11 protein-coding genes are annotated in these 13,964 nt (G+C 70.1%); 5 read left to right on the top strand and 6 right to left on the bottom strand.

Annotated elements, in window-relative coordinates; genetic code table 11:
* Positions 1–4 precede the first annotated feature (4 nt).
* The 4 genes from MMA15_RS14725 to MMA15_RS14710 form a co-directional block, all read right to left on the bottom strand.
* Complete coding sequence (locus tag MMA15_RS14725) at positions 5–1,771, bottom strand: carbamoyltransferase family protein (protein ID WP_241060142.1); 1,767 nt, start codon at positions 1,769–1,771, stop codon at positions 5–7.
* Positions 1,768–2,937 carry a HesA/MoeB/ThiF family protein gene (locus tag MMA15_RS14720; protein ID WP_241060140.1) on the bottom strand — a complete coding sequence of 390 codons (1,170 nt, stop codon included), beginning with the start codon at positions 2,935–2,937 and terminating at the stop codon, positions 1,768–1,770. Before MMA15_RS14720 ends, MMA15_RS14725 begins: the two co-directional genes overlap by 4 nt.
* Positions 2,938–2,986: 49 nt before the next feature.
* Positions 2,987–4,885 (bottom strand): B12-binding domain-containing radical SAM protein, encoded by a 1,899-nt coding sequence (locus MMA15_RS14715; RefSeq protein ID WP_241060138.1) that lies wholly within the window; start codon positions 4,883–4,885, stop codon positions 2,987–2,989.
* Between the two features lie 134 nt (positions 4,886–5,019).
* A complete protein-coding gene (locus MMA15_RS14710) occupies positions 5,020–6,456 on the bottom strand; it encodes an ABC transporter substrate-binding protein (protein WP_241060136.1) in 1,437 nt (478 codons plus the stop codon).
* 683 nt (positions 6,457–7,139) lie between these two features.
* Here MMA15_RS14710 and MMA15_RS14705 point away from each other — a divergent pair.
* The gene (locus MMA15_RS14705; protein WP_241060134.1) at positions 7,140–8,759 is read left to right on the top strand and encodes an ABC-F family ATP-binding cassette domain-containing protein; all 1,620 of its coding nucleotides are present in this window, start codon (positions 7,140–7,142) and stop codon (positions 8,757–8,759) included.
* Positions 8,760–9,230: 471 nt separating this feature from the next.
* On the opposite strand, the gene MMA15_RS14700 is transcribed toward MMA15_RS14705, so the two are convergent.
* Positions 9,231–9,776: an RICIN domain-containing protein gene (locus MMA15_RS14700; RefSeq protein WP_241060132.1), complete on the bottom strand. Its 546-nt coding sequence runs from the start codon at positions 9,774–9,776 to the stop codon at positions 9,231–9,233.
* 546 nt (positions 9,777–10,322) lie between these two features.
* Here MMA15_RS14700 and MMA15_RS14695 point away from each other — a divergent pair.
* Together MMA15_RS14695 and MMA15_RS14690 are read left to right on the top strand one after the other, a co-directional pair.
* Positions 10,323–11,045 (top strand): dienelactone hydrolase family protein, encoded by a 723-nt coding sequence (locus MMA15_RS14695; protein ID WP_241060130.1) that lies wholly within the window; start codon positions 10,323–10,325, stop codon positions 11,043–11,045.
* A gap of 59 nt (positions 11,046–11,104) precedes the next feature.
* On the top strand, positions 11,105–11,425 hold the full coding sequence (locus tag MMA15_RS14690; RefSeq protein ID WP_241060128.1) for a hypothetical protein: 321 nt from the start codon (positions 11,105–11,107) through the stop codon (positions 11,423–11,425).
* Positions 11,426–11,667: 242 nt separating this feature from the next.
* Here the strand turns inward: MMA15_RS14690 and MMA15_RS14685 are convergent, their stop codons facing one another.
* Complete coding sequence (locus tag MMA15_RS14685; protein WP_241060126.1) at positions 11,668–12,231, bottom strand: RICIN domain-containing protein; 564 nt, start codon at positions 12,229–12,231, stop codon at positions 11,668–11,670.
* Positions 12,232–12,596: 365 nt separating this feature from the next.
* On the opposite strand from MMA15_RS14685, the gene MMA15_RS14680 reads away from it, so the two are divergent.
* Together MMA15_RS14680 and MMA15_RS14675 are read left to right on the top strand one after the other, a co-directional pair.
* Positions 12,597–12,860, top strand: coding sequence for a hypothetical protein (locus tag MMA15_RS14680; RefSeq protein ID WP_241060124.1), 264 nt, complete (start codon positions 12,597–12,599; stop codon positions 12,858–12,860).
* 354 nt (positions 12,861–13,214) lie between these two features.
* Entirely contained in the window at positions 13,215–13,835 is a 621-nt protein-coding gene (locus MMA15_RS14675) for a dihydrofolate reductase family protein (RefSeq protein WP_241060122.1), read from the top strand.
* The last annotated feature ends 129 nt before the right edge of the window (positions 13,836–13,964 follow it).

The following is a 13,964-nucleotide window of genomic DNA, read 5'->3' as shown; positions in this document are numbered from 1 at the left end:
GCTCCTAGAGGAACGAGTAGACGTCGCGGCTGATGGGCGGTTTGCGATACGGCAGCAGCTCTTCCAGCCGCGCGGCCCAGTGACCGGGTATGTCCTCGCGCAGCACCATGTGGTCGCCGAGCACGAGCACGTCCAGATCGGAGCGCACGAAGCAGACGAGCGCGTCGGCGGGCTGCGCGACGATCGGTTCACCACGCATGTTGAAGCTGGTGTTCAGCAGGATCGGGAACCCCGTGCGCTGCGCGAACGCGGTGAGCAGCCCATGGAATCGGCGGTCCTGTGCGCTGCTGACGGTCTGCACCCTGGCGCTGCCGTCGACGTGGGTGATGGCGGGAAGTTCCGCCCCCTGACGCACAGTTGCCGTATCGAGCATGAAGGGCGAGGGCCCGTCCAGTTCGAAGAACTCCGCGCAGCGCTCCTCGACGACTGCGGGTGCGAACGGACGGAACGCCTCCCGCTTCTTGACCAGCGCGTTGATCCGGTCGCGCATCCCCGGGTCGCGGGGGTCGGCGAGGATGGAGCGCGCTCCCAGCGCTCGTGGACCGAACTCCATCCGCCCCTGGTACCAGCCGATCACAGCGCCGTCCGCGAGCAGATCCGCCGTGCGCTCCAGCAGAGCCCGCTCGTCGCCGGTGAAGTCGGTGTACGGCACGCCCGCCCGCCGCAGCCAGCCCGGGGCGCCGCGGGTGGCACCGGGGGGACCCAGCTTCGCGTCGGTGAGCCGCCTGGGCGCGAACTCTCCCGTCAGCTCGTGGTGCACCATCGCGGCGGCGCCGATGGCCCCGCCGGAGTCGCCCGCCGCCGGCTGTACGAAGATCTCCTCGAACGGGCCCTCCTCCCGAATGCGCCGGTTGGCGACGCAGTTGAGGGCGACACCGCCCGCGTAGCCGAGCCGGCTCTCGCCCGTCTCACGGTGCAGATGGCGCAGCTTCCGCAGCAGTACGTTCTCCAGGACCTCCTGAAGACTGCTGGCGACATCGGTGTGGAACCGGCTGATCTCCGACTCCGGTTCACGTGCCGGCTCCTCCAGCAGCTCCGCGAGCCGCTCGGTGTACATCGGCCCGCGCCCGCTGAAGTCGAAGTAGTCCAGGTCGAGCCGGAAGCGGCCGCCGCCGTCCCCGTCCTCGTCCCGTACGAGCCTCGCGAGCCGGTCGGCGTAGCGGGGGCTGCCGTAAGGGGCGAGCCCCATGACCTTGTACTCGTCGCTGTTGACGGCGAAGCCGAGATAGGAGGTCACCGCGCTGTAGAACAGCCCCAGGGAGTGCGGGAAGGCGACCTCCTCCCGCAGTTCGACGCCCTCGGGGCCGCCGCGCCCGTAGGACGTCGTCGTCCACTCCCCGACCGCGTCCGCGGTGAAGAGCGCCGACGTGGCGAAGCCGGACTGGTAGAACGCGCTGGCGGCATGCGCCTCGTGGTGGCCGACGGCCGTCACCGGGCCCGTGAAGCCGAGCAGTTCCTCGATCTGCCGGAACGGTCGGTCGGCGTCCAGCCGGAACAGCGCGGACGGCGAGGTCTCGGGCAACTCGGGCAGCCCCATCCACAGTTGGCGGGCGAGCTTCCGCTCGGGCCGTTCGTAGTACGCCACATGGTCCACGTCGGCGATGCTCAGGCCCGCGTCTCGCAGGCACGCCCGCACGGCACGCACGGGCATCGCCGGGTCGAACCGGCGGCGTGAGAAGCGCTCCTCCTGCGCTGCCGACACGACCTGTCCGTCGGCCATGACCGCGCAGGCGGAGTCGTGGTACAAGGCGGAGATCCCGAGAATGATCACGCGTGCCGTCCCGTTCCATTGGTGGTCGCCGGTGCCGGAGTCATGGCCGTCCGCGCTGCGGGGGCCTGTGCCGCGTCCGCTGCGGCTGGGGCTGCGGCTGCCGGTGCGCTGCCCGGGGAAGGGCCGCCGCCCGAATGCCCCTCGCCGCCGGGGCGTTCGCATCGGGCCTCGTCCGCCGTGGCCTCCTCGCGTCGGCCGCCGATGCCGAGCACGTCCATCACGACCCGGCGCCCCTGGCTCTCGCACCGTCCGGTGCCCAGGTACAGCAGCGCGTCCCTCGCGACGAAGGCGGCGATGAGCGCGTTCGTTGGTCCGAAGGAGTACGGGGTCGGATCACTGCGGCTCTCCAACTCCCGTTCCACTGAACTGAATCGGGCCGATCGGCGCGCCTCGAAACAGTGCAGGCAGTGGCCCTGGGCCGGGTCCAGCAGCGGGCCCCAGCAGCCGGTGTCCAGGCCGACGGCACCGCCGAGCAGCGCGGTGCCCGTGGCGCGGGCCCATTCCCAGGCCGTCTCCCCGATGGTGCGGGGCCGGTCCGCGGCGAGCAGCAGCAGATCGAGCGACGCGGGCAGCGCGTCCAGGTCCGCGGTGCCGGAGACCCGGCGGTCGACCGTCCGCACCTCGACCTCGGGCACGAGACGGCGTAACGCGTCGGCCGCCGCCTCCGTCTTCGGCCGCCCGATGTCCTCACTGCCGAAGAGGTACTGGCGGTTGAGGTTGTGCACGGCCACCCGGTCGTGGTCGATCAGCCACAGCCGGGGCACACCGGCAGCCGCCAGATGCTGTGCGGCCGGCCCTCCGATGCCGCCGACACCGAGGATGCCCACCTCGCTGCCGCACAGCCGCCGTTGGGCGGCCTGGGCGTCGGGGGTGAGCGCCGTGAACCAGCCGACCTGCCGGTCCCATGGCACTGCCTGTTCGCTGTGCGCCTCCTCGCCGGTCAGCCAGCCGAGGGAGTCGAGCTTCCCGAACAGCGCCCGCACCCGCTCCGGGGCCGCGATCGAGCCGAGCGCCTCGACGGTCGTACCGCCGCGCAACGCCTCGACGAACTCGCCTGTCCGCCCTGCCCGTACAGACACGCGCAGCGCCTCGCGTCCCCTTACGAGCAGGACACCGCCGTCCTCGCGCACGCACCGTACGGACTCCACGAGCCGTACGGGCCCCATAAGCCGTACGGTCTCCGCAGGTCGCACGGTCTCGGCGGGCCGCACGCCCTCACACCCGGACATCGTGCTCAGCCCCGGTTGAGGCGTCGACCAGCATGCCGGCCTTCCGCAGATTGCCCAGCAGCCGTTCCGCCGCGCTCTCGCCGGCGCGTACGGCGAGCTGCCGCCGGGTGAAGGCCGAACCGTGCACGTAGGGGCGCAGGATGGCCGCCGCCTTCGCGGGGACCCGCACTCGCTCGCGGGTGCGCATGTTGGTGCACAGCAGCGCGCCGTCGACCTCCAGCAGGTCGAGTTCCTCGACGGCGAACCGCAGCGCGTCGTCCGGGTCGTGTCCGAGCCTGCGTGCCGTGCGGTAGTCGCGGCTGTTGACCGAGTCCGCGAACTGCCGGTAGCGCCTGTGTACTTCGGCCCGCTCGCCGGGCGTCATCGCCGGGTCGGTGTTACGCAGGTGGTTCAGGGCGTACTGGGCCTGACCGGAGGCCCCGCCCCCGTCGTCCACCTGAAGGCCGAACCGCTCGGGGAACCGGCCGACGTTGGACGAGCGGGTCGCCTCGAAGGGGAAGACGGAGACCGAACGCAGCGAATCGGCGTAGGCGGCCACGTCGTCGAGGGCGGTGAGTGCCTCCTCGTAGGTGGTGGTGGGCAGGTCGGGGATGAGATTGACGATCAGCGGCAGTCCCACGTCCCGCGCGTCCGCGAGGAAGCGCAGATTCTCCTCGCGGTCCGCCGACTTGTGCACCAGCTTCAGGACCCGGGTGATCGTCGTCTCCATGCCGACCACCAGGAACTCACAGCCGGAACGGGCCATCAGCTCCAGCAGCTCGCGGTCGAACCGACGGTCCACCATGGCGAACGAGCTCCAGGTGATGTCCAGTCCGCGCTCCAGCATCCCCCGGCAGACCCGTCTGGCGAACGCCGGAGGGATGGACTCGGTGATGAAGGTGAACCGGGACTTCCCGAACCGCCCGACCAGCTCCGCGAGTTCGTCGAGGAACGGTCCCGGATGGCGCCCGCGGAACGGCGGACTGCCGTCGTACAGCTCGATGAAGTCGCAGTAGTCGCACTTGCCCCAGTAACAGCCCCGGGCCTGGGTGACGGCGAGCGTGGGCGAGGCGAGCTGCGACAGGGCCTCACGCGGATACGAGGGCACGGGAAGGGAGTTGAGGTTGGGACCGGCGACCGGGTCGTTGTGCAGGGGCCCGTCCGCGGAGAGGTGGCTGACGCCCGCGACGCTGCCGGGGTCCCAGCGCCCGGCGGCGGCCTGTTCCACGAGTTCCAGCAGCGGCTGCTCACCGTCGAAGCGGACCACGCAGTCGACGGCCGGATGCGCCCGGAGCAGCCGTCCCAGGTCGCCGGTGCTCATCAGGCTCAGCGCCGGGCCGCCGAGCACCACGGGCGCGGCCGTGCCCGTCGCCTTGATCCGCTCGGCCAGCAGCAGCGCGGGCAGCAGTTGTGGCCCCATCGGCACCGAGATCCCGATGAGCGAGGTGTCCTCCGGGACGCGGTCCGCGATACCCGCCGCGGCGTAGAACTCCTCGTAGGCGGCGACGACGGGGCGCTCTCGGTCCACGGGGCCCAGCACGCTCTCGTCGGGGTCGACCAGGAAGGGCCCCGCGAGCAGCCGCACCAGATAGCCGTACTCGGACTCGGGCCCGAAGTCGTGGCGGCCCTGCTCGTCGAAGACGCTGTCGTGGGAACGGGCCAGCCAGCGCGCGGCTGCGCCCGCCATCGTGTCCTGGCCGACGCCGGGCGGCCGTCCGTCCGTGTCGCGGGTCCGCTCCAGCAGCCAGAGGGCGAACTCCTCGTTGAGGTCCGCCTGTACGCAGTCGACGCCGGCCGCTTCGAGATAGGCGGCGAGCACGGCCGTCGAGGGGTAGAAACTCCCGAAGTTGGTGTCCACGAGAGGCGGAAAGGCCAGCCAGGCCCGGCCGCTTGTCGATCGGTGCACGAGAGCCTCCTGGCGATTGGTCTGGGGCGACGAGGTCTGGGGCGATGAGGTCTGGATTGACGAGGTCTGGGGCGAGGGCGTCGGTGGCGACAGGGTCCGTGGGCGGGAAGGGGAAGCCGGGGGTCCTGCGGCTCTCATACGGGGGCGGTGGCCTTGAGCCGTTCGAACCTCAGCAGCCCCGCCGGGCTGAGCGGCGGGCCCGCCAGCCGTGGCGAGCGCAGAAAGCGGGCCTGGACCTGCGCGAGCGGAATCTTCGGCACCGTCCACCACCAGCGCGCTTCGGCCTGCCGCCACAGCTCGTCGGCCCGGGACGGGTCCTCGCAGCCCTCGGCGAGGTCCAGCAGCCGGTCGAACTCCGCGTCGGCGAAGGCGTTCTGACGTGCGGCCCGCCCCGAGGAGCGCCAGAAGGACAGCGACCCGGCAGGGTGGTCGAAGAAGGGCGAGGTCAGCGAGTACAGCAGGGAGAAGTCGCGGTCGGACGACGCCCGTACATAGGCGTCGTAGCTCAACTCGACCGTTTCGACGGGCACGGCGAGCGCGTCGCGCAGCCGGGCGGCAAGGACCTCAGCGGCTTCGGCGTTGGGCGCGAAGTCGGAGTAGGCGATCTCCAGTCCGCCGCGTACGGCCTGCCGCAGCGACGCGAGCGTCACCCCGGAAGCGTCGTGACGCTCGTGCGCGGGAGGAGCCCAGGGCAGGAGAAGGCCGTTCGTACCGCCTTCCAGGGCCGTCCTGTCGAGGAGGGCGGACAGCGCGCGGCGCAGTGCGGGCCGCCCTGCGAAACCGCCGGCCCGCCTCCCGAAGTCCAGCGACGCGTAGACCGGAATGGGGCCGCCGGCCATGTCCCCGCGCCCCGCGCAGCGCGCCACCTCCCGGACGCCGAAGCCGGTGGTCGCGGTCATGTCCAGCTCGCCGGCCAGATAGCGGTCGACGGCGTCGCCCGCCTCCCGCACCAGCACGAAGTCGATTGCGCCGGGGCCCTGTCGGAGCCCTTTCCAGTACGGATTGCGGGCAAGGGTGATGCGCTCCCTTTCCCAGCGGCTTACGCAGTACGGGCCCAGCGACGGATTCCCGAGCACGGCCGTCCTGCCCTGACGCAGGGGCGCGAAGTCCGGAGTGGAGAACAACTGCCGGGCGAATGCGACCGGTCGGCCGAACCGGTATTCCACAGTGCGCGTGCCGACTTCCACTGCGGGGGGCCTGCTGCCCGAGTGGTCCAGGAACGTCACGGCCGTGTTGGAGCCGCGCCGCAGCGCGTGCTCGGCCCCGCGGACGGCGTCCTCCGCGCGCAGGGGCGCACCGTCCGACCAGCGGAGCCGTCCGTCGAGACGTACTCTCCAGCGCCGTCCGCCGTCGTACGAGGTGACGGACTCGGCGCAGCGGACCGGGACTTGGGCGTCGTGCGTGTCCTGGGCCGGGGCCGGGCCCTGGGCAGCAGGGGCGGGCGTCTCGTCGGAGGGAAGCAGCGGGAGCAGCACGCCCTCGGCGACGAACCGGGCGCTGTAGTCCACGGGAAGGTGCAGATCGCGGATGAGCGGCATGGCATCCAGAGCGAACGTCACACTGGTGCCCATCGCCCCGGTCCCCCCATTGCTCGTGTCACACGGCTGCGCGCCACATCACCGATCCAGTGCCGCATCCCCGGACCGGGCAGGTGGCGCACGCCAGGCCCGGGGTGCTGGAATCAGCAGCGGTTCACAAAGGCAAGCTGCTCATTCAGAGTCACCTGCTCGAAATCCAGCTCCTCGTCCATCTCCAGAGCCGGCGCTGCCTCGACAACAGTCTCGACGTCGTTCATGAATTCACCCCCCATCGGCATCGGCCGTCCACTTAATCCGGCGGGTGTCACAGGTGTCAATGGAATAACTGAAGTGCGATACCGCGCTCCGGCCTCCACTCTCGGAATGTTTGATTCCTGAAATGCGCATCACGCTGCGATAACAGAGCAATCCAGCCTGCCTACCCGTGAGTTGAACGTTCGCAGGTCAGAGCCGTTCAAGAAAAAACCGGGCGGTCGATTCATAAACGATTCCGAACGGGCTTCATGCCGCCCACCGCTGCCCCAACAACCGGATTCAGCAATTCCGTTGGGTTGGTGCGGGGCGTGCGCACGCCTGCCCTTTTGAGCACGCGCCACCGTCACGACGGGAACGCGTGTGGGTCGAACGGAAGAGGAATGGAGTCATCCGAATCATCGGTTCGGTAGGCTGAACCGTCCCGGTTTTCGGGGCGCTACAGGAGGGTTGAAGCAGCGGGTATGGGATTCCTTGAGTTCAACGGCATCGAGCACACCATGGCCGACGGCCGGACCCTGTTCGAGGACGTCAACTTCTCCGTGAGCGCGGGCGAAGTCGCCGCCCTGGTCGGCCAGAACGGCGCCGGCAAGTCCACGCTGGTCCGTATCGCCTCCCGGCAGCTCAAGCCCGGAAGCGGCACGGTCAACGTGCAGGGCGGGCTGGCGGTTATGCCCCAGTTCATCGGCTCGATGCGGGACTCCTCCACCGTGCGCGACCTGCTGCTGGCCGCCGCCCCCGAGCCCGTGAGCCGCGCGGCGGCGGAAGTCGACGCCCTCGAACTCGAGTTGATGGAGCGCGACGACGAGTCGACCCAGATGCGCTATGCGGAGGCCCTCACCGCCTGGGGCGAGGCAGGCGGGTACGACATGGAGGTGCTGTGGGACGTGGTCACCACCGCCGCCCTCGGCATCCCCTTCGACAGGGCGCGGTTCCGCGAGGTCAACACCCTCTCCGGCGGCGAGCAGAAGCGGCTCGCCCTGGAGGCGCTGCTGCGCGGGCGCGAGCAGGTCCTCGTGCTGGACGAGCCCGACAACTATCTGGACGTCCCCGGCAAGCTCTGGCTGGAGGAGCGGCTGCGCGACAGCGGCAAGTCGATCCTGCTGATCAGCCACGACCGCGAACTCCTCGGCAACGTCGCCACGAAGGTCGTCACCCTCGAAGGCCGCGGAGTGTGGGTGCACGGCGGCTCGTTCAGGGGCTGGAAGGACGCCCGCGAGAAGCGCAGGGAGCGCCTGGAGGAGCTGCACCGCCGCTGGGACGAGGAGCACGCCAGGCTCAAGGAGATGGTGCGCGTCCTGGGCGAGCAGGCGAAGATCAGCCCGGCGATGGCGGCACGGTACCGCGCCGCCCAGACCCGCCTTCGCAAGTACGAGGAGGCGGGCGGCCCGCCCGAGATACCGCAGGAGCAGCGGGTCACCACCAGGCTCACCGGCGGCCGTACGGGCACGCGCGTGGCCATGTGCGACCAGCTCGAACTGACGGGCCTGATGAAGCCGTTCGACCTGGAGGTCTTCCTCGGCGACCGGATCGCGGTGCTCGGGTCCAACGGTTCCGGCAAGAGCCACCTGCTGCGCCTGCTTGCCGGGGAAGCCGTCGAGCACAGCGGCTCGTGGAGGCTCGGCGCCCGCGTGGTGCCCGGCCTGTTCGCGCAGACCCATCAGCACCCGGAGTGGCACGGCCGCACCCTGGTCGACATCATGGGCCGCGGCGACGGCGGCAGGGATGGCGTCGACCGTGGCACGGCCATCGGCATGCTCTCCCGCTATGAACTCGGACGCGCCGCCGACCAGCTCTTCGAGACGCTCTCCGGGGGCCAGCAGGCACGGTTCCAGGTGCTGCTGCTCGAACTGGGCGGAGTGACCCTGCTGTTGCTCGACGAGCCGACCGACAATCTCGACCTGGTGTCCGCCGAGGCGCTGCAACAGGCGATCGAGGGCTTCAACGGCACTGTCGTCGCCGTCACCCACGACCGCTGGTTCGCGGGGTCCTTCGACAGGTTCGTGGTCTTCCAGTCCGATGGGAAGGTGCGCGAGACGCCGGAGCCCGTATGGGAGGAGGGGCGCGTCGACCGGGCGCGCTGAGGCGCGGCGGGGGCACGATCCCGCCTTCCGCGGTCGGTCGGTCTGCCCCTGATCCGCCGCCGATCCGATCGCGTCCGCCACGACTTACGACGTGAAGGTCCCAGCCGAAGTGCGCGGACGTTGCAGCCAGTTGACGGCGGCGCCCGCCCGCCGACTGCGATGGTGGACGTGTCCGCTCATATGCCGGGACCTCCGCGTGGAACTCGGCCCCGGCGCTCGGCAGGACTGCGGCGCCTGGTGCACAAGGGGACAGTTGAGTACGGGAGACGAGGCGGCCCGGTGAGCCGGGCTCCCAACTGGCCTGGGCTGTCGCGCTGTTGAACCGCCGTCGGACCGGGAGCGCGCTGCGGCCGGTCTCTGCCGTTCCCTACGCCCGCACCGGCCGGGGCATCAGGCTGGGAGACACCTCATGCCCCGGCCTCGGGCGGGCGACCGCAGCCCGGCGACCGCAGCGGCCTGCGCCGACTCGGCTCAGACGGTTTCGGCCGTGAAGCGCTGGTGCACCAGCCCGTGGCAGGACCACTGCGTGACCGGGGTCATGCTCCGGCCGTCGAGCGTCTGGTCCATGCACTTGCCGCTGTACTTGTTGACGAGCGTGAACTGATTGCCGCCCTCGACGGGTACGCGCGTCCAGAGCTGGTCCGCGTACGACTTGTTGCAGCCGGAGCCGGTGAGCCCGTGGCCGTTCTCGACGCTGTGGAAGCCGTTCACCAGGCAGGTGCCCGAGGCCTTGTTCCTGAGCTGGAACCAGTCGCCCTGCACCGGCACGACCTCCCACTGCTGGTTCGCCCCGCCGTGCGCCCCGAAGAGGATGACGGGGGTCCCCTGCGCCGGGTTCCCATGGTCGAGGTCGACCACGAGGTTCGGGTCCTTGACGGTGTGCAGCACCACGGCCGGCGCCGCGTCGGACACCGGCTGGGCGCCCTGTGCGCCCTGTGCGGTGGCCGGGCCCGCCGACAGGCCCGTGAGTGTCAGCGCGAGCAGCGCGGTGGCACTGAGCATTCCTCTGCGGAGCACGTACGTATCCCTTCTGAACTGAATTCCCCGCGAGGTGCGGGGAATTGCGCAGCCCAGCATTCCGCCGACAACGACGACCTCGCACCACGGCGGCGGTCAAACTCCCGGAATGAGTGACGCAGGGGCGAACCCCGCAGGTCGGCGCGCCAGTGCGCCGGTTCCCGATGATGCAGCGGCAACTCGCGGAATCCGCACGGCCGTTCCGCCGAACGGCTTGCAAACAGACGGGCATCGAGAATGCTTTGAGAACCGGCCGCCGCAGGCCGACCGATCGGCGAGACACCGGCGAGACACCGGTGAGACACCACGCAAGCGATCACCTGGACGGTGTCCTGCGGCCGAGGCGGCATCCGGCAACGGCGCCTGAGCGAAAACCCGTTGGCGGACCCGAGGCGGCCACGACTAGCCTTTTCGGAGGCCGTGCCGGAGAACGAGGAGGTGGTACCCGTGAACGCAGTATCGACATGGGTGCTCCCCTCCGGGATCACGGCCGGACGACAGGTCGTCCGGGAGCGCCGTCCAAGAGCACTCCCGAAAGGCACGACCATGCGATTCACCTCTGAAGAGCGCCTCGACGACGGCGTCCTCGAACGCGAATTCACTCTCGGCGAGATCCCCGGCATCCTGTGGACGTCTGGGTCCGCACCTGCCCCGCTGATCCTGGTCGGCCACAACGGCGGCTTGCACAAGCGGGAATCGCGGCTGGTGGCCCGCGCCCGGCACTCCTCGGCCGAGTACGGCTACGCGGTGGCCGCCATCGACCACCCCGGGCACGGCGGCCGGCCACGTTCCGCCGTCGACGAGCAGGCTCGCGCCGACCTCCGCCGGGCGATGGCGGCAGGAGAGCCGGTCGACGAGATCTTCGAGTCCTTCGTCGCACCGCTCGTCGAAAAGGCGGTCCCGGAATGGCGGGCCACCCTGGACGCCCTCCTTTCGCTGCCCGAGATCGGCGGCCCGGTCGGATACTCGGGGATGACGGCCATCGGTATCCGGCTGGCGGCGGTCGAACCCCGCATCGCGGCGGCCTGTTTCTTCGCCGGGGGCTTCGTGCCCCGCGCACAGCGCGAGGAGGCCCGGCAGGTCACCGTTCCGCTGCTGTTCCTGATGCAGTGGGACGACGAAGGCAACGACCGGCGGCAGGCGCTGGACCTGTTCGACGCCTTCGGCACCAAGGAGAAGACGCTGCACGCCAATATGGGCGGGCACACCGGCACCCCGTGGTTCGAAGTGGACGACGGCAACCGGTTCTTCGCCCGGCACCTGAAGTGAGGCCGGGGCCGCCCCTGAACCCCGTCGACGGCGCGGTGACCACTCCATACGATGGGCCCATGCCGCAGCGCATCATGTACGTGCAGCTCAAGACGGGCTACGACACCGACCGGGGCCCGTCGTGGATCGCGTGGGTCCGGTTCTCCAAGTCGTGGCAGACCGCGTACTTTCAGGGCCGCACGCTGCGCCGTGGTTCCGGCATGATCGATGCGAACTTCTACGACGAGGCCACCCGCGAGGAGTTCTGGGTCTCCGGGCCCAAACGCGACCGCTCCGACGGCCGCTACGGGCGCACCGCCCCGGACATCGAAGCCGATGCGCGCGAGGCCTACGAAGCCTTCCTCCAAGGGGCACCGCTGCCGGGACGCGAACAGGGCTGAGCACGACCGCAGATGAACGGCAAGCATGAATGAGCTGATCGACTGCACCCTGAACAGCGTCCGTCGGTCAACTACCGCCTGCATGGGCCTCGTTGCGCTGTGCTTGGTTCCACGTGGAACAACGGCACCCGGTCGGCAACGCCCGCCCCCGGGCCCCGGCCACGACCCGGCCCCCGGTCGACTGCCCTGACCGGGGGCCGAGTTGCCGGCCGCCGCTTGCGGCCCGGCTCCAACTGCCTCGCCTACCTCGGATCGATGTGCCAGCGCTGCGGCGCCGTGGACGTGGTGGCGCTGGGCAGTTCGCGCAGCGGGGCGATGTTGTCGTTGCCGTAGAGGCCGGTCACCGCCAGGCTCTCGTCGTTGTAGGGGGAGATGACGAACTGGTCACCGGTGCCGTGCACGAGCCGGACGACCCACCACTGCGCCTTGTTGGAGTTGCACTCCTGTAGGTAGACCGAGGTGCCGACCTTTCCGCTGCCCTGGGTCTCGGCGCAGGCCCCCATGCTGGAGTGCTTCCACTTGTAGATGCCTTCCCGGCCGCTGACCGGCTCGAAGGTGAAGGTGCGCGGGTAGGGATGGTTGTCGGCGTAGTACACCTGGAGGTAGGTGCCGGGCTTGCCCTTCGTGTCGTCAGGGATCAGGTAGTTCGAGTAGGCGTTGTTGGTGATGACGACATTCGAACCGGTGGGAACCGCACCTGCTGCCACCGGCGCCGCCGGTGCGGCCTGTGCCGAACTGCCGCTGCCCAGGGCGCCGACGAGAGCGGCGACGGCGGCCATTGCTACACGGAAGCGCGAGTTGCGCATTGATCTCCTCTGGCGAGTGTCCGAATTGCTGGAACTCGCCCAGACTGCCCGGGAAAACGGGTCGGAATCCGGCGACAGTTGATCATGCCACCCGACCGAGTGCCGCCGCCCTCAAGGGAGTTGACGCCCACGCCCCAGTAGGGCCTCGTTCACGATGTGCTCGGCGGAGGCGAGCGCCGATGTCGCCCCGGGCGACGGCGCGTTGCGGGGTGAAGAACCGGGCCCTACTCGGCCGCCCGCCCGGGGAGGGGCGCGCGAGGGTAATCCGCCGTAAATATCACCCCATGGAGTATCCAACTAGCCCGTAAAGAGGATTAGTTGGGGCAGCTTTCCCTTGCCGAGAGTGGCATCGGGAAGGGGGCGGAATGGGGAGTCCGGACGGCTTAACCCGGCGGTGCGCCGCGGCGGACGAGGGCGATCCGACGCCGTGCGAGGGGCCGCTGGCCGCAGTGGTGATCGTCACCGGCGACGGCACGCAGATCACGGGATGTGTGCAGCACAGTGCCCGGCAGCTCGCCAGCATGAAGGGCGCCCGGCTGCACCCCATGGCGGCGCTGTTGCCGTGGGCGCTGGACGTCTACTGCCGCGCGGCCGAGCTGCCGCCGTTCCCGTGGCAGATCGGACTGTGAAGCGGCGCGTCAGAACGAGGACGCTGATCTGGTCCGCGCCGAGTCGCCGCGAGTTGCCTCTCAAGGCATGACGCCCACGAGAGCCGACAAGCACAACCGACCGTGATCCGGCGGCAGTTGCAGGTCTGCTTGCTCAAGGCGCTATTCGGGCATCGCGGCGCGGCGCCCTCGTAGCTGTTCCCGGCTGTGGTCGCTCGTGCCGGGTCCTCCGAGCCGGGAGCAGCTCGCAGCCCGGCAACCTTGGTAGGGGCGTGCGATGAGTTCGCGGCCCCGCAACGGTCTGCTCCGGTGTTGAACGGCTCAGGCGGCTCACCGCTAGGGCGACGGAAAGGTCGCCACCAGGAGGATGACGCAGTGACTGAACAGTCGGGCAGGGTGACCTGCGACCTGTCGATCTCCGTCGACGGATACTCGGCCGGGCTCAACCAGACCGAGCAGCGCCCGTTCGGCGACGACGCCGGCGACGGCTGGGGAGAAAGGCTGCACGCCTGGATGTTCGAGACCCCGGAGCAGCGGCAGGCCGAGCTCGACCGGCTGACGGCGGTCGGCGCCTTCATCATGGGGCGCAACATGTTCGGCCCCGTACGCGGCGCGTGGGACCGGCAGTGGAAGGGCTGGTGGGGAGACGACCCGCCCTACCACGCACCGGTCTTCGTGCTCACCCACCACCCGCGCGACCCGCAGCCGATGGACGGCGGCACCACGTTCCACTTCGTCACCGACGGCATCGAGTCCGCACTGCGGCAGGCACGCGAGGCGGCCGGGGACCGCGACGTGTCGATTCACGGGGGCGCGACCACCGTCAACCAGTACCTCGCCGCAGGCCTGATCGACGAACTGCGGCTGCACATCGTGCCGTTCACGCTCGGCGCGGGCACGCGGCTCTTCGACGGCGTACCGTCACTGAACCTTGAGCAGGTGGAGTCGCGAGCAGCGAACTCGGTCACGCACGTGACCTATCGCGTGCTGCGCTGACCCACGGTCCTCCAGCCGGACAGGCAAACGGAAAGGGGCCCCGGTCCCTGCCCACCGACCGACTCCCTTGGCCAGCGGTGGAGTTGACGAGAATGCCCAAGGCTGACGAGAGCACACGAGCCCCGGCCA

Source organism: Streptomyces marispadix (assembly GCF_022524345.1).
Taxonomy (GTDB): domain Bacteria; phylum Actinomycetota; class Actinomycetes; order Streptomycetales; family Streptomycetaceae; genus Streptomyces; species Streptomyces marispadix.
Note: the sequence above shows the minus strand (reverse complement) of the source record. Positions and strands in the feature narration are given on the sequence as shown.